General features: G+C 61.6%; 24 protein-coding genes. 18 read left to right on the top strand and 6 right to left on the bottom strand.

Features of this window, described 5'->3' with window-relative positions; translation table 11 throughout:
- Positions 1 to 34: 34 nt before the first annotated feature.
- Positions 35 to 910: a hydroxymethylpyrimidine/phosphomethylpyrimidine kinase gene (locus LDZ26_RS10080; protein WP_244849149.1), complete on the bottom strand. Its 876-nt coding sequence runs from the start codon at positions 908 to 910 to the stop codon at positions 35 to 37.
- A 269-nt stretch (positions 911 to 1,179) separates the two neighbouring features.
- On the opposite strand from LDZ26_RS10080, the gene LDZ26_RS10075 reads away from it, so the two are divergent.
- Positions 1,180 to 1,350, top strand: coding sequence for a rubredoxin (locus LDZ26_RS10075; protein WP_025527884.1), 171 nt, complete (start codon positions 1,180 to 1,182; stop codon positions 1,348 to 1,350).
- Positions 1,351 to 1,618: 268 nt separating this feature from the next.
- A complete protein-coding gene (locus LDZ26_RS10070; protein ID WP_244847118.1) occupies positions 1,619 to 3,013 on the top strand; it encodes a hypothetical protein in 1,395 nt (464 codons plus the stop codon).
- On the opposite strand, the gene LDZ26_RS10065 is transcribed toward LDZ26_RS10070, so the two are convergent.
- Complete coding sequence (locus LDZ26_RS10065; RefSeq protein WP_244847117.1) at positions 3,003 to 4,508, bottom strand: deoxyribodipyrimidine photo-lyase; 1,506 nt, start codon at positions 4,506 to 4,508, stop codon at positions 3,003 to 3,005. The two genes, LDZ26_RS10070 and LDZ26_RS10065, sit on opposite strands and share 11 nt — an antisense overlap.
- A 30-nt stretch (positions 4,509 to 4,538) precedes the next feature.
- Here LDZ26_RS10065 and LDZ26_RS10060 point away from each other — a divergent pair, with 30 nt between their 5' ends.
- The 6 genes from LDZ26_RS10060 (at position 4,539) to LDZ26_RS10035 (ending at position 9,261) form a co-directional block, all read left to right on the top strand.
- The gene (locus LDZ26_RS10060; protein ID WP_175944792.1) at positions 4,539 to 5,117 is read left to right on the top strand and encodes a YqgE/AlgH family protein; all 579 of its coding nucleotides are present in this window, start codon (positions 4,539 to 4,541) and stop codon (positions 5,115 to 5,117) included.
- Complete coding sequence (gene ruvX / locus LDZ26_RS10055) at positions 5,114 to 5,560, top strand: Holliday junction resolvase RuvX (RefSeq protein ID WP_175944790.1); 447 nt, start codon at positions 5,114 to 5,116, stop codon at positions 5,558 to 5,560. Before LDZ26_RS10060 ends, ruvX begins: the two co-directional genes overlap by 4 nt.
- Entirely contained in the window at positions 5,547 to 6,062 is a 516-nt protein-coding gene (gene pyrR / locus LDZ26_RS10050) for a bifunctional pyr operon transcriptional regulator/uracil phosphoribosyltransferase PyrR (protein ID WP_244847116.1), read from the top strand. The genes ruvX and pyrR overlap by 14 nt, the downstream gene beginning before the upstream one ends.
- Before the next feature lie 66 nt (positions 6,063 to 6,128).
- On the top strand, positions 6,129 to 7,166 hold the full coding sequence (locus LDZ26_RS10045; protein WP_244847115.1) for an aspartate carbamoyltransferase catalytic subunit: 1,038 nt from the start codon (positions 6,129 to 6,131) through the stop codon (positions 7,164 to 7,166).
- Between the two features lie 10 nt (positions 7,167 to 7,176).
- Positions 7,177 to 8,454 (top strand): dihydroorotase, encoded by a 1,278-nt coding sequence (locus tag LDZ26_RS10040; RefSeq protein WP_244847114.1) that lies wholly within the window; start codon positions 7,177 to 7,179, stop codon positions 8,452 to 8,454.
- 3 nt (positions 8,455 to 8,457) lie between these two features.
- Entirely contained in the window at positions 8,458 to 9,261 is an 804-nt protein-coding gene (locus LDZ26_RS10035; RefSeq protein ID WP_244847113.1) for a 1-acyl-sn-glycerol-3-phosphate acyltransferase, read from the top strand.
- On the opposite strand, the gene LDZ26_RS10030 is transcribed toward LDZ26_RS10035, so the two are convergent.
- Together LDZ26_RS10030 and LDZ26_RS10025 are read right to left on the bottom strand one after the other, a co-directional pair.
- On the bottom strand, positions 9,230 to 10,093 hold the full coding sequence (locus LDZ26_RS10030; protein WP_244847112.1) for a symmetrical bis(5'-nucleosyl)-tetraphosphatase: 864 nt from the start codon (positions 10,091 to 10,093) through the stop codon (positions 9,230 to 9,232). The genes LDZ26_RS10035 and LDZ26_RS10030 overlap by 32 nt on opposite strands.
- A 218-nt stretch (positions 10,094 to 10,311) precedes the next feature.
- Complete coding sequence (locus tag LDZ26_RS10025; protein WP_244849184.1) at positions 10,312 to 10,569, bottom strand: hypothetical protein; 258 nt, start codon at positions 10,567 to 10,569, stop codon at positions 10,312 to 10,314.
- Between LDZ26_RS10025 and rfbB the strand changes: the two genes are divergently transcribed.
- The 9 genes from rfbB to LDZ26_RS09980 all read left to right on the top strand — a co-directional run bounded on the left by rfbB (position 10,465) and on the right by LDZ26_RS09980 (position 19,870).
- A complete protein-coding gene (gene rfbB / locus LDZ26_RS10020) occupies positions 10,465 to 11,478 on the top strand; it encodes a dTDP-glucose 4,6-dehydratase (RefSeq protein WP_244849148.1) in 1,014 nt (337 codons plus the stop codon). The two genes, LDZ26_RS10025 and rfbB, sit on opposite strands and share 105 nt — an antisense overlap.
- A 9-nt stretch (positions 11,479 to 11,487) precedes the next feature.
- Complete coding sequence (rfbA, locus tag LDZ26_RS10015) at positions 11,488 to 12,369, top strand: glucose-1-phosphate thymidylyltransferase RfbA (RefSeq protein ID WP_244847110.1); 882 nt, start codon at positions 11,488 to 11,490, stop codon at positions 12,367 to 12,369.
- Positions 12,366 to 12,917, top strand: a complete 552-nt coding sequence (gene rfbC, locus LDZ26_RS10010) for a dTDP-4-dehydrorhamnose 3,5-epimerase (RefSeq protein ID WP_244794191.1) — start codon at positions 12,366 to 12,368, stop codon at positions 12,915 to 12,917. Before rfbA ends, rfbC begins: the two co-directional genes overlap by 4 nt.
- Positions 12,918 to 13,087: 170 nt before the next feature.
- Complete coding sequence (locus tag LDZ26_RS10005) at positions 13,088 to 14,029, top strand: NAD-dependent epimerase/dehydratase family protein (protein ID WP_244847107.1); 942 nt, start codon at positions 13,088 to 13,090, stop codon at positions 14,027 to 14,029.
- A 67-nt stretch (positions 14,030 to 14,096) separates the two neighbouring features.
- The gene (locus tag LDZ26_RS10000; protein ID WP_244847105.1) at positions 14,097 to 15,953 is read left to right on the top strand and encodes a DUF4422 domain-containing protein; all 1,857 of its coding nucleotides are present in this window, start codon (positions 14,097 to 14,099) and stop codon (positions 15,951 to 15,953) included.
- Between the two features lie 16 nt (positions 15,954 to 15,969).
- Positions 15,970 to 17,121, top strand: coding sequence for a UDP-galactopyranose mutase (gene glf / locus LDZ26_RS09995; protein ID WP_244847103.1), 1,152 nt, complete (start codon positions 15,970 to 15,972; stop codon positions 17,119 to 17,121).
- Positions 17,122 to 17,209: 88 nt separating this feature from the next.
- The gene (rfbD, locus tag LDZ26_RS09990; RefSeq protein WP_244847101.1) at positions 17,210 to 18,091 is read left to right on the top strand and encodes a dTDP-4-dehydrorhamnose reductase; all 882 of its coding nucleotides are present in this window, start codon (positions 17,210 to 17,212) and stop codon (positions 18,089 to 18,091) included.
- Positions 18,088 to 19,011, top strand: a complete 924-nt coding sequence (locus LDZ26_RS09985; RefSeq protein ID WP_244847099.1) for a glycosyltransferase family 2 protein — start codon at positions 18,088 to 18,090, stop codon at positions 19,009 to 19,011. The genes rfbD and LDZ26_RS09985 overlap by 4 nt, the downstream gene beginning before the upstream one ends.
- 34 nt (positions 19,012 to 19,045) lie before the next feature.
- Positions 19,046 to 19,870 carry a sulfotransferase family 2 domain-containing protein gene (locus LDZ26_RS09980; protein ID WP_244847098.1) on the top strand — a complete coding sequence of 275 codons (825 nt, stop codon included), beginning with the start codon at positions 19,046 to 19,048 and terminating at the stop codon, positions 19,868 to 19,870.
- 7 nt (positions 19,871 to 19,877) lie between these two features.
- Here LDZ26_RS09980 and cysC read toward each other — a convergent pair whose 3' ends face one another.
- Both cysC and LDZ26_RS09970 read right to left on the bottom strand, forming a co-directional pair.
- A complete protein-coding gene (gene cysC, locus LDZ26_RS09975) occupies positions 19,878 to 20,420 on the bottom strand; it encodes an adenylyl-sulfate kinase (RefSeq protein WP_244847096.1) in 543 nt (180 codons plus the stop codon).
- 114 nt (positions 20,421 to 20,534) lie between these two features.
- Entirely contained in the window at positions 20,535 to 22,478 is a 1,944-nt protein-coding gene (locus tag LDZ26_RS09970) for a glycosyltransferase (RefSeq protein ID WP_370650673.1), read from the bottom strand.
- A gap of 514 nt (positions 22,479 to 22,992) precedes the next feature.
- Here LDZ26_RS09970 and LDZ26_RS09965 point away from each other — a divergent pair.
- Complete coding sequence (locus LDZ26_RS09965) at positions 22,993 to 23,808, top strand: ABC transporter permease (RefSeq protein ID WP_244847093.1); 816 nt, start codon at positions 22,993 to 22,995, stop codon at positions 23,806 to 23,808.

The following is a 23,808-nucleotide window of genomic DNA, read 5'->3' as shown; positions in this document are numbered from 1 at the left end:
CTTCGTTCACTGCATCGTCGGCGCGCGATTTCGTCTAGTGCCGGGCTTCTCCGGGCAATCCGGCCGAATCGTCCGGCACCGAAGCGGCGTCGGTTTCGTCGTCCGCATCGTTCGAACGCGCCCAGAAAAAGCGATCCGGCAGATACGCGCCCATGCCCGGACGAAACGCGGCGCGCGCCGCCTGAAACACGTACTCCTGCGCCTCGCGCGCGGCCTCGGCGGGCTCCTGGCCGTTCGCGAGCAGCGCGGCAACGGCGGCGCCGAGCGTGTCGGTGAGCCCCATCACGCGATGCAGCCCGCGATCCCACAAATCCTGCCGCACCTGTCCTTCCTCGCTGTACAGCGTGTTCACATGCCGATGCGTGCCCGTTTCCATCGCCAGCACGTACTCGCAGCCCTGCGCGAGAATGTGCGAAATCGCGGAATCGAGCGTCGGCGCTTCGGCGTCGCTGTCCGGCTGCGCAAGCTGCAGAAGCGTCGCGTGATCGGCGATCAGCATGGTCGTCTGCGGCACGAGCAGGTCGGCGAGCGATTCGCGCAGCTCGTCGGCGGACAGCACGTGTTCGTCGTCGAGCGTGAAGTCGGGCGCGAGGATCAGCGGAACGTCGTCGTAGTCGGACACCACTTCCGCGATCGCGGAGACCACTTCCGCCCGCGTGGCCGCGCCGATCTTGAACGCGGCGATCGGCATGTCTTCCAGCAACATGCGCGCCTGAGCGGCGACCGCGTCCGGGTCGATGCCGTTGACTTCATCGCATGTTGCGGAATCGCGCACGGCGTAGCCGGTAAGAACCGTTGCGCCGTGGCAGCCCATGCTGGCGAGCGTGAGCAAATCGGCTTGCAAGCCGGAGCCGCCCGTGGGGTCCGAGAGCCCGAAAGTCAGAACGATCGGTGGAGAGTCGCCGGTCATGGCAAGAGCGGACATTTTTGGTTTGGATTGCACGAGTGAGACGATTCAGTTGCAGCGAACGCGAAAAAGACGCGCACGCGCCCGGACACGGTTCGATTATGCGTCCTATTGCCGCCCGTCTGCGGTCTTTGCGCACCTTTTTGCGAAGCGGGGCGCGCGCGTCCCGCTATGTGGGGATGCACGTCGGGCCAGCGCCTTGCTAGGCATCCACCCGGCAACACGGTACCATCATGGCCTAATTTCAATCGACCAATCGACGCGGCATAAGTATGGAATACAGAAGCTGGATGTGCCTGATCTGCGGCTGGATCTACGACGAAGAGGCGGGATTGCCGGAAGAGGGCATCGCGCCGGGTACCCGCTGGGAGGACGTTCCGATCAACTGGACCTGTCCCGAATGCGGAGCCCGCAAGGAAGATTTCGAGATGGTCCAGATCTGATCCGCATGCTCTACCGCGCCGCATGGCTCACGCCATGCGGCGCGTGTTTTTTGCGACCCGCGTTTCGTGCAGGCGTCGCAGACGAGCTTCGTTGTGCGCCTGCGCGACGATCCGGCTGGAACATTCGTTCCCGTCTGCACTCGTAAAGGCATACGCTTGGAGCACGACAGGCTCGGCGGCGCTTCACCGCCGCGCTCGTCGATAATGCAGTTCAACCGCGCGTCGAGGCGGCGTCGCCACGCGCGTTTCTGGCTTGTGAGCGCCCGTTATGACATCTCGTCCCGACCTTCCCGTTCCGATCGAAGCCTTGCCGAACCCGCGCGGCGGCTCAGTCCGGCTCGCCGAAATGGCGCTCACGGACGCCATGCACGCGTTCCAGCGGCAGGGCGAGATCGCGCCTGCGCTCAAGCGCGCGATTGCTGCGCTGCATTCGGCCGGATGGCTGCCCGCGCAACGTTTCGCCGAGGCGCTGGCGCTCGTCGCGCCGCTCGGCGACGAATCGGAGGGCACGCACGACCGCATCGCGCTCGCCATGTCCGCGTTCCGCGCGGCCGTCGAGCGCCATAACCTGCGCGAACTGTCGTGTTCGACGGAACTTTTCGATCACTATCGCGGGCTGCACGCGCTTCTGGCCGTGCATACGCGCATCGCGCCGGTTTCCTACGATGACCTCGCGCTCGCCGGGCGCGCCATTGCGCCGTCGACGCTGCGCGGCGTCGCGCCGGAAAGGCTCGCGCGGGTCCGGGCGCACTACGAGGCGGCGCTGCTCGCGTTGCTGCGCGCGGGCGCCGACCAGCCGCAAGCTGACATCGACGACACCTTCTCGCGGCTCGATGCCTGTCTCGCCGAGCTCACCGGGCCCGATCCGTACGACTTCTGGCGGCTCGCGTCCTCTACGGTGCGGGCGCTGCGCGAGCGGGCTGGCCGTCATGCCGACTTGTCCAGCTACGCGGACGCCAAGCGCCTCTACGCCCGTTTCAACCTCGTGCTGGCGGATCAGGCGCACGCGTCGAGCTTCGCGCCGCGTTCGCTGGTGCGCGCGACGCTCGCGCTGCTGTGGCGCGACTTCGCGCTCTACGGCGCGACGCCTGAAGACGCCGAACACGTCGACGTTTTGCGCGACTACGGCCTCACCGTGGCGTGGCACGTGGCGGCGACGCCCGCGTCCGAAGCCGCGTGGGAACAGGGCGCGGCGCAGGCGAGCGAAGAAAGCACGCGCGAGGCCGTCACGCGGGATCTCGGCGTACTGCGCGTGAACGCAGCGGCCTACGAAGACTTTCTGCAAAGCGCGGAGGCGTCGATCGAAGGGCTCGTCGAGCGCGGCACGCAGGCAAGCGAGACCGGCACCGTCGATTCCGCCGCCGCGCTGCACGCGGCGAACGCGTCGCATCGGCTGGGCGCGGCGGCATGCGCGCTCGGGCTCGGGCACGTCTCGCTGCTCGCCGATACGCTCGGTCTCGCGTGGCGGCGCGTCGCGCATCAGGGCGAAGGCGCGGCCGAGAGCGATGCCCGCGGCCTCGACGCCTCCATCCCCGAGCGCGCCGCGCAGACGCTGCGTTCGATGCTGCATCAGGCGGCGGCGGGAATCGCGCCGTCGGAAGGACGCGCGTCGATTGCCGCGCTGACCGCAATGATCGAGCGTCCTCCGGCCGTCACGCGATAGCGTCGTCGTCGTTCTCGTCGGGGGGCGCCGCCCGTTTGGCCGGCCCGCGCACGACGTCGTAACGCAGCAGTGTCCGCTTGCGCGCGGCGTCGTGATCGACGATCGGCGGCGGATAATCCGCGCCCAACGCGATTTTCGCGGCCTTCAGCGCGTCGGGCTTCGCGAGCCACGGCGCATGAATGTCGCGGTCGGAGAGCGCCGCCAGTTCCGGCACATAGTGGCGGATGAACTTGCCAGCGGCATCGAACTTCTGCGACTGCGTGAACGGATTGAAGATGCGGAAGTACGGCTGCGCGTCGCATCCGCTGGACGCGGCCCACTGCCAGCCGCCGCTATTCGACGAAAGCTCGAAGTCGTTCAGCTGCGCCTCGAAATACGCCTCGCCGCGCCGCCAGTCGATGCCGAGATCCTTCGTCAGGAAACTCGCCGTCACCATGCGCAGCCGGTTGTGCATGTAGCCGGAGGTGTTGAGTTGCCGCATGGCGGCATCCACGAGCGGATAGCCGGTCTGCCCGGCGCACCACGCGGCGAAGTCCGCATCGGCCGCCTCGCCCGTTTCCCATTGAATGCGGTCGTATTCCGGCTTGAACGCGCGATGGTCGCCCGGCATGCCCACGCGCGGGAAGTGGTGCAGCACCGCAAAGTAGAAGTCCCGCCAGATGAGCTCCGAAAGCCACGTCTGCGCGCCGCGGTCGCCGTGGCGCTGCGCGTCGTGCGCGACGCGGGCGAGCGCGCGGATCGACACCGTGCCGTGCCGCAGATGCACGCCCATGTAGCTCGGGCCTTTGACCGCCGGGAAATCGCGCGTGCGGTCGTAATCGCCCATGCGGTTGCGGAAGTCGTCGAAAAGCGCGTACGCGCCGACCGTGCCGGCCGGGAACTTGGGGCCTTCTGCATCGGCGAAACCGAGCGCGGCGAGCGACGGAATGCCCTGATCCGCCTGCGCGGGCGGCTTGCCGAGCGCGTGAAGATTGTCTTCGGACGCATAAGGCTGCAACGCGTCGGGCGTGAGCGTTTCGAGCCACTTGCGCTTGTACGGCGTGAACACGGTGTACGGCTTGGCGCTGCCCGTCAGCACGTCGTCGCGGTCGAAGATCGCCTGATCCTTGAACTCGAAAAACGCGACGCCCGCGCCCGCGAGTTTTTGCGCGACCGCTTCGTCGCGCGCCTTCGCGGACGGCTCGTAGTCGCGGTTCACGAACACGGCGTTCGCGCCGCACTCGCGGGCGAGCGCGGGAATCGCGTCGAGCGGCATGGCGTGCCGCACCAGTAGCGCGCCGCCGGCCGCCCGCAGCGTGCGATCGAGCTCGACCACGCTCGCATGAATAAAGGGCACGCGACGATCGTTTTTAGCCAGCGGAGCGAGGATTTCGCGGTCGAAAACGAACGCGCACAGCACGCGACGGCACCGTGTAAGCGCATGATAGAGTGCAGCATTGTCTGCCGCGCGCAGGTCCCGCCGAAACCAGACCAGCCCCACATCGAAGTCGGCCATCTCGCAGCGCCTTTGTTAAAATCCTGAATTATGTCCAAGACTTCCGATCGCATCAATTTGACGAACCAGTTCCTGATCGCCATGCCCTCCATGGTCGATCCGACGTTTTCCGGAACGGTGGTCTACCTTTGCGATCACACCGATCGCGGTGCGCTGGGTCTCGTCATCAACAGGCCGACCGACATCGACCTGCAATCGCTTTTCAACCGCATCGACCTCAAGCTCGAAATCGAGCCGCTCGTTCACTTGCCCGTGTATTACGGCGGTCCGGTGCAGACGGAGCGCGGCTTTGTCCTGCACGAAGCGGGCGAGGGCGAACCGTATAGCTCGTCCATGAGCGTGCCCGGCGGCCTTGCCATGACCACGTCGAAAGACGTGCTGGAAGCGGTCGCGAGCGGCAAGGGCCCCGAGCGTTTCCTGCTGACGCTCGGCCACGCGGGCTGGGGCGCGGGGCAGCTCGAAGAAGAAATCTCGAAGAACGGCTGGCTCACGGTCGAAGCAGATTCGCGCATCATTTTCGACGTGCCCGCCGAGGATCGGCTTGAGGCGGCGCTGTCGCTGCTCGGCGTGTCGCGCTCCATGCTTTCCGGCGAAGCAGGGCACGCATGAGCCGCGAAGCCACGCTGCTGGCATTCGATTATGGCGAAAAGCGCATCGGTGTCGCCGTCGGCAATACGTTGACGCGCAACGCTCGCGCGCTCGCCGTGCTCGAAAACCGCGACCGTGACTATCGCTTTCAGGAAGTGGGCAAGCTCTTGCAGGAGTGGAAGCCGGACGCCGTGGTGGTCGGCATGCCGATGCATCCGGACGGCACGCCGCACGAAATGAGCGCGCTTGCGAAACGCTTCGGCAATCAGGTGAACGGCCGTTTCAACGTGCCGGTGCAGTGGGTGGACGAGCGATATTCGTCCGTCGACGCGAAAGCCGACTTGCGCGAGCGCGGCGTGCGCCCGAATGCGCGCGGCCGCTTCGACGGCATCGACGCCGAAGCCGCCCGCGTCATCCTCCAACAATATCTCGACGGACTTCCCGACGATCATGAGTTCCATTGACGCAGAGGCGCTGTATCGCGCGCTCGTCGAACAGATCCGCACGGCTTACGGCGCGTCGCTCGCGGCAGCAGACGGCGTGGCGCTCGCGGGCATCTACAGCGGCGGCGCGTGGCTGGCCGAGCGGCTCGCGAAAGACCTGGGCGCGCCGCATTTCGGCGTGGTGAACGTGGCGCTGCATCGCGACGACTACGCGAAAAAGGGCCTGCATAGTCAGGCGAGCCCGACTTCCTTGCCGTTCGCCGTCGAGGGCCGCCGCATTCTGCTGATCGACGACGTGCTCTCCACCGGCCGCACGGTGCGCGCGGCGATCAACGAACTCTACGATTACGGCCGTCCCGCTTCGATTGATTTCGCCGTGCTCGCCGACCGCGGCGGACGCGAAATGCCGATTGCGGCGCGCTTCACCGGCGGCATGGTGGACGTCGCGGCGAACGAAGACCTCGTGCTCGCGCGCCGCGACGACGGCACCTTCGGCTTCACGACCGAGCCGCGCACGCACTGACGCTTAAGCGGCACGCGTCTCACGCCCAAGCAGCAAGCCTCTTTTCAAAGCAACGCCTGGATCACCATGAACACCGCCACGCAGAGCGCAGCCGAACCGGGCGCGCAGCAAGCTGACACGACCAGCGACACCTTCCGCTACGGCTTTCTCAAAGGCAACCCGCAGCTCACGAAAAACGGCGAGCTGAAGCACTTGCTGACCATCGAGGGCCTGCCGCGCAGCATCGTCGCGCATATTCTCGATACCGCCGAGCAGTTCGTGAGCGTCACGGATCGCGAAGTCAAGAAGGTGCCGCTTCTACGCGGCAAGTCTGTGTTCAACCTGTTCTTCGAGAACTCGACGCGCACGCGCACCACGTTCGAGATCGCGGCCAAGCGCCTGTCGGCGGACGTGCTGAATCTGAACATCAACGCGTCGTCGACGAGCAAGGGCGAGTCGCTGCTCGACACCATCAACAATCTCTCCGCGATGCACGCCGACATGTTCGTCGTACGTCATGCGTCGAGTGGCGCGCCGTATCTGATCGCCGAGCATTGCGCGCCGCACGTGCACGTGATCAACGCGGGCGATGGCCGTCATGCGCATCCGACGCAGGGCCTGCTCGACATGTACACCATTCGCCACTACAAGCGCGACTTCACGAAGCTGCGCGTGGCGATTGTCGGCGACATCCTGCATTCACGCGTCGCGCGCTCGGACATTCATGCGCTTACGACGTTGGGCGTGCCGGAAGTGCGCGCCATCGGCCCGCGCACGCTGTTGCCGAGCAACCTCGATCAGATGGGCGTGCACGTCTACCACAACCTGGACGAAGGTCTGAAGGGCGTGGACGTCATCATCATGCTGCGGCTGCAGAACGAGCGCATGAGCGGCGCGCTTCTGCCGTCCGCGCAGGAGTACTTCAAGAGCTGGGGCCTCACGCCCGAGCGTCTTGCGCTCGCCGCGCCGGATGCCATCGTGATGCACCCCGGCCCGATGAACCGTGGCGTGGAAATCGATTCGCAAGTGGCCGACGGGCCGCAGTCGGTGATCCTGAATCAGGTGACCTTCGGCATCGCCGTGCGCATGGCGGTGATGGGCATTGTGGCCGGCAAGAGCGACTAATTAAAACGACATGAAGATCCAGATTCAAGGCGGCACCATCATCGATCCGGCGGCAGGCACCGAAACGCGCAACGACGTATTCATCGCGGCCGGACGCATCGTCGCGATTGGCGAAGCACCCGCCGATTTCAGCGCGGCCAAGATCATCGACGCGAACGGCTTGCATATCGCGCCGGGCTTCGTCGACCTGTCGGCGCGTCTGCGCGAGCCGGGCTTCGAACACAAGGCGACGCTCGAATCCGAAATGGCCGCCGCGATGGCGGGCGGCGTGACGAGCCTCGTCTGCCCGCCCGACACTGATCCGACGCTCGACGAGCCGGGCCTCGTCGAAATGCTCAAGTTTCGCGCGCAGAAGCTGCATCAGGCGCATATGTATCCGCTCGGCGCGCTGACCGTCGGGCTGAAGGGCGAGAGCATCACCGAGATGGTGGAACTGACGGAGGCCGGCTGCATCGGCTTCTCGCAGGCGGACAACCCGATTGTCGATACCCGCACGCTGCTGCGCGCGCTGCAATACGCGACGACTTACGGCTATACGGTGTGGCTGCGCCCGCAGGACGCATTCATGGCGAAGGGCGGCGTGGCGGCAAGCGGCGCGGTGGCGTCGCGGCTCGGCTTGTCAGGCGTGCCGGTGTCGGCGGAAACCATCGCGCTGCATACCATTTTCGAACTGATGCGCGTGACGGGCGCGCGCGTGCATCTGTCGCACGTGTCGTCGGCGGCGGGCGTGGCGCTCGTGCGCGCGGCCAAAGCCGAAGGCCTCGCCGTCACGTGCGACGTCACGATCAACCACGTCCATTTGACGGATGTCGACATCGGCTATTTCGATTCGCAGTTCCGGCTCGATCCGCCGCTGCGCCAGCAACGCGACCGCGAAGCGATTCGCGCGGGTCTCGACGACGGCACGATCGACGCGATCTGCTCAGATCACACGCCGCTCGACGACGACGAGAAGCTGCTGCCGTTCGCCGAAGCGACGCCGGGCGCGACCGGTCTCGAACTGCTGCTCTCGCTGACGGTGAAGTGGGCGCGCGAAGCAAACCTGCCGCTCGCGAAGGCGCTCGCGCGCATCACGTCCGCGCCGGCAGATGTGCTGAAGCTGCCGGCGGGGCGCATCGCCGTGGGCGCGCTCGCGGACATTTGCGTGTTCGATGCGGGTGCTTCATGGCGTGTCGATCCGCGCAAGCTGAAGAGCCAGGGCCGCAATTCACCGTTCTTGGGTTATGAACTGCCGGCTCGCGTGCGCGCGACCATCGTCGGCGGACACCTCGCTTACGAAAGCCGCTGATTCATGAAGTTGATGTTGCGCAAGCTGCGCCTCGCTGCTCATCTGCTGCACGGCGCATGGATCGTGGCGCGGCGCTTTCCCGGCGCGACCGCAAGCGAACGCATGGCGATGAACCGCGCGTGGTCGCTCAAGATGCTGCGGCTCGCGGGCATGAAGCTCGTCGTGCATAACGACGAAGCGCGGCTCGATGCAGGCGTGCTCGTCGTCGGCAACCATGTGTCGTGGATCGATATTTACGTGATCAACGCATGGCGGCCGACGCCGTTCGTATCGAAAGCCGAGATTCGCCAGTGGCCGGTGGTCGGCTGGCTCGCGCAACAGCTGGGCACCGTGTTCGTGCAGCGCGAGAAGCGCAGCGACGCGAAGCGCATCATGCATGAGCTGGCGGACCGGCTCGTCGCGGGCGAGATGATGTGTGTGTTTCCCGAAGGCACGACGAGCGACGGCGTTTCGCTGCTGCCGTTCCACGCGAACATGTTTCAGGCGGCGGTGTCGGCGTCGAGTTCCGTGCAGCCCATCTGCCTGATGTACGAGGACGCGCGCGGCATGCAGACGACCGCGCCCGCGTATATCGGCGATATGTCGCTCAGCGATTCGCTCGATGCGCTCTTGCGCGGCGGGCCGATCACCGCGCATCTCTACGTGTGCGATGCGCTCGCGCCGGGCGCGGATCGGCGGCTGCTCGCGAGCGAAGCGCAAGCGGCGGTTCAGGCGGCGCTGGACCGGATGCGGAGCGCGCCGGCCGTTGTCATGGAAGCGCCGCCGGTCCCGCCGATCACTTCTTCATCGCGCAACTCACCTGCGTGACGACGCGCTGTGCGGGGTCTTTCGTCAGCCGCACCGCCGAGAGCTTGTTGCCCCACACGCAGCCCGAGTCCAGGCAGAGGACGTCGTCGCGGATCATGAGGCCGAGCGCGGCCCAGTGTCCGAAGACGATGGTCACGTCCTGCGTTCGGCGGCCAGGGACGTCGAACCAGGGCATGTAGCCGGGCGGCGCGGTGTCCGGGCCGCCGTTGCCGGCGAACTCCATCGCGCCTTCGGCCGTGCAGAAGCGGATGCGCGTGAGCGCGTTGTAGATCACGCGCAGCCGGTCCATGCCCGTCAGGGAATCTTCCCAGCGATGCGGCTCGTTGCCGTAGAGTTCGGCCAGTGTCTCTTTCCAGTTCGGCGCGCGCAATGCGGTTTCAAGCTCGTGCGCGAGTTCTAGCGTCATCGTGACGTCCCACTGCGGCAACACGCCCGCGTGAACCATCAGCGCGCCGTCCTCGAAATGCCCGACCGGCTTGTGCCGCACCCATTCGATGAGGTCGGCGCAATCCGGCGCGGCGAGAATGTCCTCGAGCGTGTCGCCTTTTTTCGGCTTGCGCAGGCCGGCGGCGACGGACAGCAGATTCAGATCGTGATTGCCGAGCACGACGGTCGCGCGCGAACCCAGCGCGATGACTTCGCGCAACGTTTCGAGCGACTTCGGGCCGCGGTTGATGAGATCGCCCGCGAACCAGAGCGGGGTGTCGGGCTCGGGCGCGGCTTTCTTCAGCAGGCGCTGGAACGGGTCGCAGCAGCCTTGGAGGTCGCCGAAGACGAGGGGGGCGGAATACGGAAGGCGATGAGTCGCGGGCAGTGTCGGTGTATCGGTCATCAGTAGGGTGGCATCGCAGGAACGACGCGCAAAGAACAGTCTGTGTGCTGGTAGTCCTGGACATTATGAAGCGCGCGTTGAACCCTGTCGCCGCACCGCTGTTTTGACGCGTTCCGGAGGCGAATCCTAGCTGTATCAAGTTGTTAGCCATGTAGTTTTTGCATTCGCTGGCCTTATAATGGCGGCTTGCCAGACGTCTGCCTTGCCTTGTGAGTCGGTCACACATGCCGGTAAGGCGCGTCGCGTTTGCGCCTCATGCGCATTTTTTTCACATATTCGCGTGTGCTGTCAGTCAACAAACTGAAAGCAGCCAAAGGGTATTTATGATTCTTACGACGGGCGGCGCCGGTTTCATCGGCGCCAATTTTGTCCTGGATTGGCTCGAAGGCTCTGACGAACCGGTACTCAACGTCGACAAGTTGACGTACGCCGGGAATCTCGGCACCTTGAAATCGCTGAAAGACGACGCCCGTCACGTGTTCGTGCGTGCCGACATCTGCGACCGCACCGCAATGGACGAACTACTCGCGAAGCACAAGCCGCGCGCCATCGTTCACTTCGCGGCCGAAAGTCATGTGGATCGTTCCATCCACGGGCCGGCAGACTTCGTGCAGACGAACGTCGTCGGCACTTTCACGCTGCTCGAAGCTGTGCGCATGTATTGGAACGCGCTCCCCGAATCGGAGAAAGAGGCGTTTCGCTTCCTGCACGTTTCGACGGACGAGGTCTTCGGTTCGCTGTCAGCAACGGATCCGCAGTTCTCCGAAACCACGCCTTACGCGCCGAACAGTCCGTATTCCGCGACCAAAGCGGGTTCCGACCATCTGGTGCGGGCGTATCACCACACGTACGGCTTGCCGGTTCTCACGACCAATTGCTCGAACAACTACGGCCCGTATCAGTTCCCTGAAAAGCTGATCCCGTTGATGATTGCAAATGCGCTCGCGGGCAAGCCGCTGCCGGTGTACGGCGACGGGCAGAACGTACGCGACTGGCTTTATGTCGGCGACCACTGCGCGGCCATCCGCGAGGTGTTGGCCAAAGGCAAGCCGGGCGAGACGTATAACGTCGGCGGCTGGAACGAGAAGAAGAATCTCCAAGTCGTGCACACCCTTTGCGATCTGCTCGACGAGAAGAAACCCAAGGCAAGCGGTTCGTATCGCGATCAGATCACGTATGTGACGGATCGCCCGGGACACGACCGCCGTTACGCGATCGACGCGCGCAAGCTCGAACGCGAACTCGGCTGGAAGCCGGCAGAAACGTTCGAAACGGGTCTCGCGAAGACCGTTCAGTGGTATCTCGACAACCAGGCGTGGGCCGACGAAGTCGCTTCCGGCGAATACCGGAAGTGGGTCGAGACGAATTACGCGCAGCGGGCATAAGGAGCAGGCATGGCGCGCAAAGGCATTATTCTCGCCGGCGGTTCCGGCACGCGGCTCTATCCGATCACGCATGCGGTATCGAAGCAACTGCTGCCCGTGTACGACAAGCCGATGATTTATTACCCGCTGTCGACGTTGATGATTGCGGGCATTCGGGACGTGCTCGTCATCTCGACTCCGCAGGATACGCCCCGCTTCGAGTCGATGCTCGGCGATGGCAGCCAGTGGGGCATGAATATCCAGTATGCCGTGCAGCCTTCGCCTGACGGGCTGGCGCAGGCGTTTATCATCGGCAAGGAATTCGTGGGCAACGATCCTTCCGCGCTCATTTTGGGCGACAACATTTTCTATGGTCACGATCTCGCCAAGCAGCTGGCGAGCGCCGATGCGCGGACAGACGGTGCAACGGTATTTGCATATCACGTGCATGATCCGGAACGCTACGGCGTCGTCGAATTCGACGAGCAGTTTCGCGCGCTTTCGATCGAAGAGAAGCCGGCGAAGCCGCGCTCGAATTACGCAGTAACGGGCTTGTATTTCTACGACAACAAGGTTTGCGACATTGCGTCGGATATCAAACCCTCGCCGCGAGGCGAACTCGAAATAACAGACGTCAATCTGCGCTATCTGGAAGAGCAGAAACTAGACGTCGAGATCATGGGACGTGGCTATGCGTGGCTCGATACGGGCACGCATGATTCACTGATCGAAGCGGCAACCTTCATCGCGACGCTGCAAAAGCGTCAGGGACTCGTCGTCGCGTGTCCAGAAGAAATTGCTTATCGATCCAACTGGATCACTACGGAGCAGTTACTTGCGCTGGCGGCCCCGCTGGCGAAGAACGCTTACGGTCAATACCTTCGAAACCTCTCTACCGACAAAGTCGCATGACCATCACAGTAAGCGCCACGTCGCTGCCGGATGTCAAAATCGTCGAACCGGCAGTGTTCGGCGACGCGCGCGGCTTCTTTTACGAGAGCTTCAATGCCCGCGAGTTCGCGGAGCATGTCCAGCCCGGCGTGACGTTCGTGCAAGACAATCACTCGCGGTCGGCGCGTGGAGTGTTGCGCGGCATGCACTTCCAGATAAAGCATCCCCAAGGCAAACTAGTCCGGGTAGTCGAAGGAGAGGTATTCGACGTTGCTGTCGACATTCGCCGCAGTTCCCCAAGCTTTGGGAAATGGACAGGAGTACGACTCAGCGCCGAGAATCATCGTCAATTGTGGGTTCCGCCTGGCTTCGCACATGGGTTCGTCGTACTCACGGAAGCCGCGGAATTTCTCTACAAGACAACGGATTTCTGGTATCCCGAGCACGAGCGCTGCATTCGCTGGGACGATCCGACTATCGGCATCGAGTGGCCCATCGACTTCGAGCCGATGCTCGCGGCCAAGGATGCAGCCGGCAAAGCGTTCCTGGATGCCGAAGTCTTCGACTGACCTGTTTGGCTGAGGCATTTACCATGCTCACCGACCGCGCACAGAAGCGGCATGCGGAGCCACCCGGCCGTCTTTCGACGGGGATCCTGGTCTTCGATGAGAACAGGGAGCAGTGAACTTTGACAGCGTGCCGACGCGGCAGACCATAAGGCGCGCAAACGGAACTTGAGATGAACGCACTCATTACGGGCGGATTCGGCTTCATCGGCTCTCATCTGGCTAACTATCTGGTCTCTGAGGGCTGGCACGTCAAGATCGTCGATATCGAGGGAGCGGTGCCCTGTATTCCGCTTCCACCCGAGAACGTCACGACGATCTACGGCAAGTATTTCGATCCCGTCGTGATGCAGAACTCCCTCGTCGATGTCGATGTCTGTTTCCATCTGGCATCGAGTGTCGGCCCGGCGAACTCGAACGACAAGGTGACGTTCGACATCGAGACGAACCTCATCGGGACCATCCAATTGCTCGAAGCCATGCGCCAATCTGGCGTGGGGCGCATCGTGTACCTTTCCTCGGGCGGAACCGTCTACGGCGGCCCGCACTCCGTCCCGATCACCGAGGACATGCACGGCGCTCCCTCGTGCTCTTACGGTATCGTCAAAAAGACCGTCGAGCATTATCTGTCGCTGTATCAAAAGCTCCACGACCTCGAATACAACGTCATTCGCCTTGCGAATCCCTATGGCGTCGGGCAGCGCCTGCACGCCAATCAGGGCGTGATTGCGAATTTCATCGGCAAGATACTCTCGAACGCCCCGCTGGAGATATGGGGTGACGGTTCCGTGGTGCGGGATTATGTGTATATCGCCGATGTGATCAGAGCGATCGGGATAGCCGCCACGAGCGAAGCGCGCAACGACGTCTTCAACATCGGTTCCGGTGTTGGTCTTAGCCTCGCGCAAATCGTTGATCTGCTCAAGAACGAGTGTGGCCTCGACTTCCAGGTCAACTACACGCCGTCGCGCAAGGTCGATCAGCCCATCAATGTCCTGGATATTTCGAAAGCGAAGCAGCGCCTGGGATGGTCTCCGAAGGTTTCCATCACGGAGGGCATTGGCCGCACGCTGGAATGGGCCAGAAAGCAGACGCAAGTCTTGCAGAGTCGCTGAACCTAATAACTAGATCCTGCGGTGCCGGCGGCACGGCAGTCAGTGCCGACGTTCTTCTGAAGCAACAATGAAAATCTCGATCTATATCAACTATTTCAATTCGGCACATCTGCTGGAGACCGAATCCCTGGTGCCCATTCAGACGGGGCGCGCCATAGCGAAGCACCGTCTGCCCATGCTGGGGGATGACGCGGGCGACAACATGTCGGCCAAGAATCCGGCATATTGCGAACTGACCGGGCAGTATTGGGTCTGGAAGAACGACAAGACATCCGACTACGTCGGATTCATGCACTACCGCCGTCTGTTCGATTTTTATCCCGAATTGAAGAATCGCGTCGTGGATGCAGCCGGCGTGGTGGTTGAAGAGCGATTCACGAAGGAGATGCTTGATCGCTATGGTCTGAATGACGATGCGATCCGCGAATGCGTCGAAGGTTACGACATGATCTTGCCGGAGCCTTGGAACGTTTCGCCGTCCGGCAGCAGGACCATTTACGAGCATTACAAGTCGGCGCCGGCACACCATATCGAGGATCTCGAGCGCGCGGGCGAGATCATTAACGCGACGTGTCCGGAGTTTTACCCGGACTTCAAGACGGTGATGAATTCAGAAGCCGGATTCTTCACCAATATGTTCGTCTTCAGACGGGAGATATTCGAAGAGTATTCGCAGTGGCTCTTCAAGATTCTCTCGGAACTGGAAGGGAAAATCGATACGACGGGCTACGACGCGTCAGAGTGCCGGGCGATAGGCTACATTGCGGAACGCATGATGGGCGTTTTCGCCACGCATGTCTTGCGCACCCGTCCGACGCTGAAGGTGCGGTACCTGCGTCGCGTATTTGTGCGAGACACGAAGCCGTATGCGCTTTGTCCGCCAGTACCGCAGTCCGATTTGCCGCTTGTGTCGATTGTCGCGGCGACTGATCACAATTACGTGTCGCATATGGCGGCACTCATCGCGTCCGTCTTTTCGAATGCGAGCCGTTCCCGGTTCATCGATTTTCTTATTCTTGACGGCGGTATCACTGACGATGACCGGCACGGCCTGCGCATGCTGGAGCGGCTGCACCCGCACGCGCGGATCTCGTTCATCGATATGTCGATGCAGTTTCTCGACATCGAAGCGCACATGTACTTCACGCGCGCCACGTTCTACCGCCTCGCGCTGCCGGACATCGTGCTCGACCGGCCGCGATTGCTGTTTCTCGATACCGATGTCGTCGTGCTCGACGACGTGAGCAAGGTGTTCGATACCGACCTCGGAGGGAAATCCATCGCGGCGGTACGCGACCTCATCATGCGGGCGTTCGTGGTTCAGGGCGTTCCTTCCATCGCCACGCTCGGCGGCAAGCCGAGCATGAAGTACTTGTCGGACTATCTCGGGCTCGGCGATGATCACGGCAACTACTTCCAGGCAGGCGTCATCCTGTTCGACCTCGAAAAGCTGCGCGCTCTGAACATGAGCGAGAAGATGATCGCGGATCTTCGCAACAGGCGTTACTGGTTTCTGGACCAGGACGTGCTCAACAAACACCTTGCGCGTGACGTGAAGTACCTGAGTTCCAACTGGAATTGCGTCAGCCTGCCGGCCGAACTCGGCGGTGTATTGCCGGATGCCCTGAATCGAGAGTACGAACGCTCCATTCAGGCGCCCTCTATCATTCACTATGCGGGCGGACAGAAGCCGTGGGATAACTTCGACTCCTTCTTCGCGCATTACTACTGGTACTACCTTCGCCTGACGCCGTGGTATGAACGCGTATTGGCGCGCATGGTTAATGCTGGCCCGAAGACGGCGACTTCCGCAAGGAAGACCACGGCGACTCGCTGGATGGCATCGCGAATCTGGCGCTCCATGCCCGGATTCATGCGGCGCCGTCTGTGGAATACGGCCGTCGCGCTCGAGAAGCGTTTGTGATCGCAGGAGGCGAGAAATGACACGGAATATTCTAATTGTAGGTGCGGGCTTTTCGGGCGCCGTCATAGCGCGCGAGTTGGCGGAGCAGGGTTTCCGCGTGACCGTGCTCGAATCGCGCGATCACGTTGCAGGCAATTGCCACACTGAGCGAGACGAAGAGACTGGCGTTAACGTGCACATGCATGGGCCGCACATTTTTCACACCGACAACGAGCGTGTGTGGGCGTACATCCAGCGGTACGACGAGATGATGCCGTACATCACGCGGGTGAAGGCGACGACGGGGGGCGCGGTGTATGGCCTGCCAATTAACCTTCACACGATCAACCAGTTCTTTTCGAAGACGCTGAGTCCTCGCGAAGCTGAAGCGTTTATCGCCGAGAAAGCGGACAAGTCGATCGACGTTGCGGTCAGCTTCGAGCAACAGGCGCTCAAATTTCTCGGCGAGGAACTCTATCACGCCTTCTTCCGCGGCTACCCTATCAAGCAATGGGGCCTGCCGCCGAGCGAGCTGCCCGCATCGGTGCTCAAGCGGCTGCCTGTGCGCTTCAATTACGACGACAACTACTTCAATCACAAATACCAGGGCATTCCAAAGAACGGTTATACGCACATCGTCGAAGGCATTCTGAAGCACGACAACATAACCGTTCAATTGAACACGAAGTTCTCCCGCAGTGATGCGGCCGCCAGTGACCACGTTTTCTTCAGCGGCCCGCTGGATAGCTGGTTCGAACACAAGTTCGGGCGCTTGGGCTACCGCACGCTGAAGTTTGAACCGATTCGGGATGTAGGCGACTATCAAGGCTGTGCGGTGATGAGCTACCCGGAAGAGAGCGTTCCTTACACTCGAATCTCGGAGCACAAACATTTCGCGCCCTGGGAACAGCACGACAAGACAATCGCGTTCAAGGAGTACAGCAGCCTCTGCCAGCCGGACGAAACACCGTACTACCCGATCCGTCTCGTCGAAGAGCAGAAGATTCTGGGTCAATACGTCGAGCTGGCCGCTTCGGAGAGAAATGTCACTTTCATCGGGCGGCTGGGTACTTACCGTTACCTCGACATGGACGTAACTATCCGCGAGGCGCTGGAAACCGCTGACCTCTTCCTCAAGCTGGCGCGCGAAGGCGGAGAAATGCCGCCTTTCGTCGTGTCACCGCTCTGAGACCAAGCGGTCAAGGCGGCTGTAGCGTTCTGCTACCGCGTGTCCAGTGAATGCGAACTGTGAAAGACTAGATTGTGGGATCGAGAGAATGGCGTCTTCGGATAGGGTGATTCTGGTGACCGGCGTGCGCGGCCAGCTCGGCTTCGAGCTGCTGCGTTCGCTGCAAGGATTGGGGCGGATTGTCGCTGCCGACCGATCGGTAATGGATCTGTCCGACCCTGACAGCATTCGTCAAGTTGTGAGCGAGTTCCGCCCGGCGGTGATCGTCAATCCGGCAGCGTATACAGCCGTCGACAAAGCCGAACTGGAAACGGCGACGGCGGCCGACGTCAATGCACACGCGCCGGCGGTCATGGCCGAAGAGGCAAAAAAACTCGGCGCGCTGCTGGTTCAGTTTTCGACCGATTATGTCTTCGACGGCCGGAAGGCAGGCGCCTATACGGAAGAGGATGAGCCCAATCCGCAGAACGTCTACGGACGCACCAAGCTGGAAGGGGAGCAGGCAGTCGCGGCGAGCGGGTGTCGCCATCTGATCTTCCGTACGAGCTGGGTATACAGCAATCGCGGCCAGAACTTCCTCACAACGATGCTGCGCCTCGCGACCGAACGCGACGAGCTCTCGATCGTATCCGATCAGATTGGCGCGCCGACATGCGCGTCGACGATTGCTGCAATGACAAGCCAGGTGTTGGCTCAAGCACTCTCGCGTCCCGAATGGGGCGACGAACACGCCGGCTTATACCATTTCGCTGCGGCGGGCGAGACGTCGTGGTTCGGCTTCGCGCAGGCAATCTTCGAGTTGGCGAACCTCGATAAGGCGCGCCTGCGCCCCATCACAAGCGCGGAATATCCCGCTCGCGCGGTGCGTCCTGCTAACTCCCGGCTAGATACCTCGAAGCTGCGCGCGACCTTCGGCACGGTGCCACAGGACTGGCGGGAGGCCCTCACGCTCTGCATAAGCCAGCGATGATCGCCCACTGCGGCGCGGTCGTCGTCTTCTATCACCCCGACTCCGAATGCATCGCACGCGCCAATGCTATCGCGCAATGGTGCGAGTGCGTCGTCGTCGACAACACGCCCTTGTCCGATCTGAACGGCGACGTGGCAGCCAAGCTGCACTCCGGCGTCGTCTATGTGGCCAACGGTGCAAACGTCGGCATTGCGACGGCGATCAATCAGGGCGTCGCGGAATTACAAAAGCGTGGTCACGACGCGGCGATTCTGTTTGACCAGGACAGTTCCGTCACCGAGTCACTGATCGACGAGTTGTACCGCGCGCTGGATGCATCGCGTCGTCTCGACGCCAAAGTGGCGCTTGTCGGCCCAGCTTACGAAGATCCACGCCTGCGCGGAGTTGCGCCCTTCGTTCGCTTTGGTTATTTCAGGCTCCAGCGCGTAGAGCCGGCCGGTAATTCGCCAATCGATGTCGATTTTTTAATAAGCTCCGGATCGTGCATTAATCTGCGGCTGTGGGATGAGATCGGTCCAATGGACGACGGTCTCTTTATTGATTTCGTCGACACGGAATGGTGCATGCGCGCCCGTACGCGAGGGTACCGGTTATTGGGGCTGCCCTGGGTGAGAATGGTTCATGAATTGGGGGAGGCGCCGGTTCGTGTCCTCGGGCGAAACTATCCAATGCATTCTCCGCTTCGCCATTACTATTTGTTTCGTAACGCAATCTACCTCCTTCGCCGTCGAGACGTACCTTTGACATGGAAGACGACCGAAGCGGTCAAACTTCCTTTCAGATTGCTCATTTACGCATTTTTTATCCCGGACGGTTCTCGCCACGTGCGAATGTCCGCGCGCGGCATCCGCGACGGATGGGCCAAGCGAATGGGCCCTTTCGTAATATCTGATAAAGCAGGAAAGCCGCCGATTATGTAGACTCGCATTAGTAAAAACGCGAAGGCTATCGGCAATGACTATCCTCTACTTTCCCGAGCACAAGCTCAGGTTCATCCGCATCCCCAAAAACGCGTGTTCGACGGTTATGAATAGCCTCGGGCATTCAGTCATTAATGGGGCGCATCCGCATCAGTTCGGTGCCCGCTTCGAAGCCGCACAAGAAGGGGCGAAAGACTGGCCGTGCATCGCAGTGTTGCGCGATCCTTTCGAGCGCGCGGTTTCCGCGTATCTGAACAAACTGACGGACATACTTGCGGAAGAGTTGTTCGTTCACGAACTGCTCGATTACGTATGGCGCGCGCAAAGAAAGCGCCAACGTCCGGATTGGCGCACTTCCATCACTTTCCGCGAATTCGTGGTGCACCTCGCGTCCTTTCCGGACGAACAACTGGATATGCACTGGCGCAGCCAGTCGTCGTTCCTTGGCGGTGAGCAACCCACCGTCGTCCTCGAGATGCGCCGACTCGAAGACCAATGGAAGATGCATCCTTTGCTTCGATCCATCGAGCTGCGGAACTTCGCGCCGCATGCGACGCATTCACAACTCAACATTGGGGAAGACGTATTCGACGTGCCTGGGGAAGCCTTCGTCGGCTTCAAGATGGTTTGCGGTCAATATCCGTCGCCCGAGAGCTTCCGCGACCCGTACCTCGTGGATCTGATCCAGAAGCGATTCGCAGACGACTATCGATTGCTCGCGACGGCAAACTTCTACGGGACGACCGGCGAAACGTCAGTCTCACAAGACGACGCCGCCGGTTTGCATGACGTCGTCGCGGATACGCAGGCAAGAGTCGAGGAGAACCGCCAAGCGGATCCGGTGAATCAGACCGCTTGATTCAGCGCTAGTTTTTGCGGGTGCGGCGAGCCAGGTGGTTCATGATCGCTTGAACGCACTGATCGGGGCTGGAGCCCTCAGTCGACAGATGTACGTCTGGGGATTCCGGCGCTTCGTAGGGGCTGCTGATTCCGGTGAATTCCTTGATGGCGCCTTTGCGCGCCTGCACGTACAGACCCTTCGGATCGCGTGCCTCACATAATGTCAACGGCGTGTCGACGAAAATTTCGATAAAGCGACTGTCGCCGACGATGTCCTTTGCGCGTGCGCGTTCAGACCGCAACGGCGAAATAAGCGCAACCACCGGAACGATCCCGGCATCGGCCGCGAGGCGCGCAATCTCTGCGGCGCGCCGTACGTTCTCGGCGCGATCCTGCACAGAAAAAGACAGGTCGCGGCTCAGCCCGTTACGCAATACGTCTCCATCGAGCAGAAGCGCCGCCTGGCCGCTTTCTCGCAAGACAGCGATCAGTCCATTGGCGATCGTCGACTTGCCGGCGCCCGAAAGGCCTGTGAGCCACACACACGGAAAATCATTAGCTTGAAACATCGTTATTTCGTCACCGATTTCATGTTGACCAACGTAGAGTTCCTTTTGCCACGCGGTCGTTATACCTAGCAGCGACTGAGTACACCAATCATCGCATGCTGGAAATCGAGTGACTTAGCATTCGAATTGCCCGATCCGCGGCTCTCTTGCCAATTCGAACGGCTGCCCGGAAGTTTCCAGCGTGAGATTCGGGTTGTAGAACGGATCGCGCAGTAGCAATTCTCCCCAACGGCTTTCCATCCACCCGATTTCGCTCATGAAACGCTTGGCTTTCTCGGGCGCCATGTCGGAGCCGCGCGTAGCGGACTCGTGATGGTACAGCGATGCATGCGGCGTCCATACGTTCCGATGGCCCGCTTCGCGTACTCGAATGCAAAAGTCTACATCGTTGAATGCGACCGCCAGTTCCTCGTCCAATCCACCCACGGCCTCGTATATCGATTTGCGGATGACAAGGCAGGCTGCGGTGACCGCTGAAAGATTCTGAGTCGACACGGCGCGGCCGAAATATCCGAAGGCATGGCGCGGGGCTTTGTAATGCATATGCCCGGCGATTCCCCCGAGGCCGAGAATGATTCCGCCATGTTGCAATGTGTCGTTGGGATACCAGAGGCAAGCACCGACTGCACCGTTCCCCGGCTGAGCGGCGAGCGATACCATCTCTTCGATCCAGTCGGGCGAAAGAACTTCGATGTCGTTGTTCAGCAGGCAGATGAACTCGCCATTCGCCTGCGCGACCGCTCCGTTGTTCAATGCCGAAAAATTGAAGGGCCGGTCGTCTCTGAGCACTCGCACGTTAGGCCGGACGCGGAGGCTATCGAAGTATTGAAAGGTCTCTGTCTTGACGCTGCCGTTGTCGACTACGATCACCTCGAAGCGCGGATAGGTGCTCTTGGCGAAGATGCTCTCGATGCATTGGCGAAGTAACTCCACGCCGTCCCGCGTGGGGATGATGATCGAAAGCAACGGTGCCGGCGTCGGCACGCCATAGCGAACACGAATCAGATCGATGTCCGGCCCTTGACGCTCCGCCTTGCCGTCGATACCGATGCGCGCCAGGTGTTCGTTGACCGCCCGAATCCCCGCCTCCAGCGCATACGGCTTGGCGCCTCCCTTGCTTGCTGTGCTTTCGGGCGTCACTCTCCAGTGATAAAGCACATGGGGAATGTGGTGAACCGCCTCGCTTCCGGCGGCCTCGATACAACGCAACGCGAGGTCGTGATCCTGGCTACCCTCGAACCCTCGCCGGAATCCGCCGACCTGCCTGATCAGTGCCGCTTCATACACGCCGAGATGCGAGAAAAGGTTCTGCGCGAGGAAAAGCTCCTGGTTGAAGTCGCTTTTGAAGTAAGGCGCTTTCCGCGTGCCGTCGAGTTCGATCTTGTCTTCGTCGCTATAGAAGAGTCGCGCCTTGGGATGCTCGTTGATCGCCTTCACGACCATGAACAGGGCGTGCTCGGGCAAGATATCGTCATGGTCGAGCAGGGCGATGAAAGCTCCGGTCGCAATGCCGAGTGCGCTGTTGCTTGCCTCGGAGATATGACCATTGCGCTCGCGAAACACGACTTTGATGCGCGCATCCTCGGACGCGAGTCGCTCCAGATACGGGCGAATCTCCGGTTTCGTCGAAGCGTCGTCGGCAAGGCAAAGCTCCCAGTGCGGGTAGATCTGCGAGCGGACTGACTGAATCATCTCGGTCAGGAGTTGCAAGTCGCTGTTATAGACCGGCACGAGGACGGAGATGAGCGGCTGGGACTTCAACTGGCCGACGGCTGCCGTTAGTTCCGCTCGTTTCGCCGCATCGATGCTGTCATGGCGACGGATCCATGCCGCGTACGCCTCGGGAGACGTGTCCCCAGCAGTAGGTTGCAAGATGCGGACAGCACGGCGGCGCACGCCGTCGAAGCCCTCCCTTCGAAGAATCGCGTGATAGTGTGTCAGCGCGGGCCCGACGCCTCCACGCATGCGCAGATGCTGTGAGACGGAGTTCAGTGCCCGCTGCAAGCGCCGCATGCGAGTCACGCCGATCCTGAGCGGCGCCGTCACTCGCCACGACATCGAATCGCGCATGGCCTGTAGATCGGCCTGGAGCCGCGCGATGGTGCGCTCTTGGGCCGCAATCACATTCTGCGGGTCGTGACGACTCGCGGCCTTTTGTTCGCCAGCAATGTATTCGCCTTCGGCCGTGACTCGTTCCGGGCTGGCGACCTGCTCTGCCGATGTTGCTGCGATGTCGCCGCTAGGTTGCGACCGCGACGTGTTGTCATTGTCCTTCGGCATAAGGGACGCTCCGGGAAGAATTCGGCTCAAACCTTGTAGTATAGCTTCAGAGGTTTTGGCGGACGGCCGAGCGGATGACTGAGGTAGAATTTTGGTTTCAGCAAACCTGCGCAACCATAGGACGGTCGCTCAGTCGCCTTGAGTTGGCGGCGTCGTTGGAAACCGCCATCCCCCACTTACAATGTGTGGCCTTATCCGCGAAACGTCGCTACTGGAGGCAGGTGACCCCGTGTTCACGCGCGGTTCGTCGCAGCTCGCGGACTTTTAAGCATTCAGGAGGAAACAGGCTCACATGCAAGACACTTCCAACATGCCGGTAGAGGGTCGAGCCTCACGCGCCCTGCGCGACCTCGTCGACGGCATCAAGGCCTTTCCCATCTGGTCGACCTTGGCTTGGCAGGACATCAGGCAACGCTATCGCCGCTCGGTCCTGGGACCATTGTGGATTACCTTGACGATGGCCGTGACGATTGCGGCAATGGGCCCGCTTTATGGTGCGCTGCTCAACTTCAGCACTGAAGATTTCGTGCCGTACCTCGCGCTCGGCATTATTACGTGGGGGCTCGTTTCCACGTTGATTCTGGAGGGTTGCATCGTCTTCACGGGCGCGGACAGCATTGTGCGGTCGGTGCGTTTGCCGCTGACGTTGCATATCTTCCGCAGTGTCTACCGCAACTTTCTGTTCTTCGCTCATAACATATTGGCGTACATCCCGGTGATGCTGTATCTCAGCATCTCTCCGAAGGTCGAATGGCTCATGGCCATCCCCGGCCTGCTCCTTATCGCCATCGCCGCAGTTCCGCTTTCGCTCATTCTGGGAATCTTCTGCGCACGTTTCAGGGATATGCAGCCGATCGTGGGGAGCGTGGTTCAACTGGCCTTCTTCCTCACGCCAATCTTTTGGAAGCCGAACGCGCTCGGGCACCGCGCCTATTTCGCCGAGTGGAACCCACTGTACATTTTTATCCAACTCGTGCGCGGACCGCTTTATGGCCCTGTGCCGGACGCGTCGTTGTACGAGGGGGCAGCGGCGTGCATCGCGGTTCTGTTCGCGATCGCCATCCCGCTGTTCATCCGTTTCCGCTCGCGCATCGCTTTCTGGATCTAA

This window comes from Caballeronia sp. SL2Y3 (genome assembly GCF_022879575.1).
Classification (GTDB): Bacteria; Pseudomonadota; Gammaproteobacteria; order Burkholderiales; family Burkholderiaceae; genus Caballeronia.
This window is presented reverse-complemented; position numbering and strand designations above follow the sequence as displayed.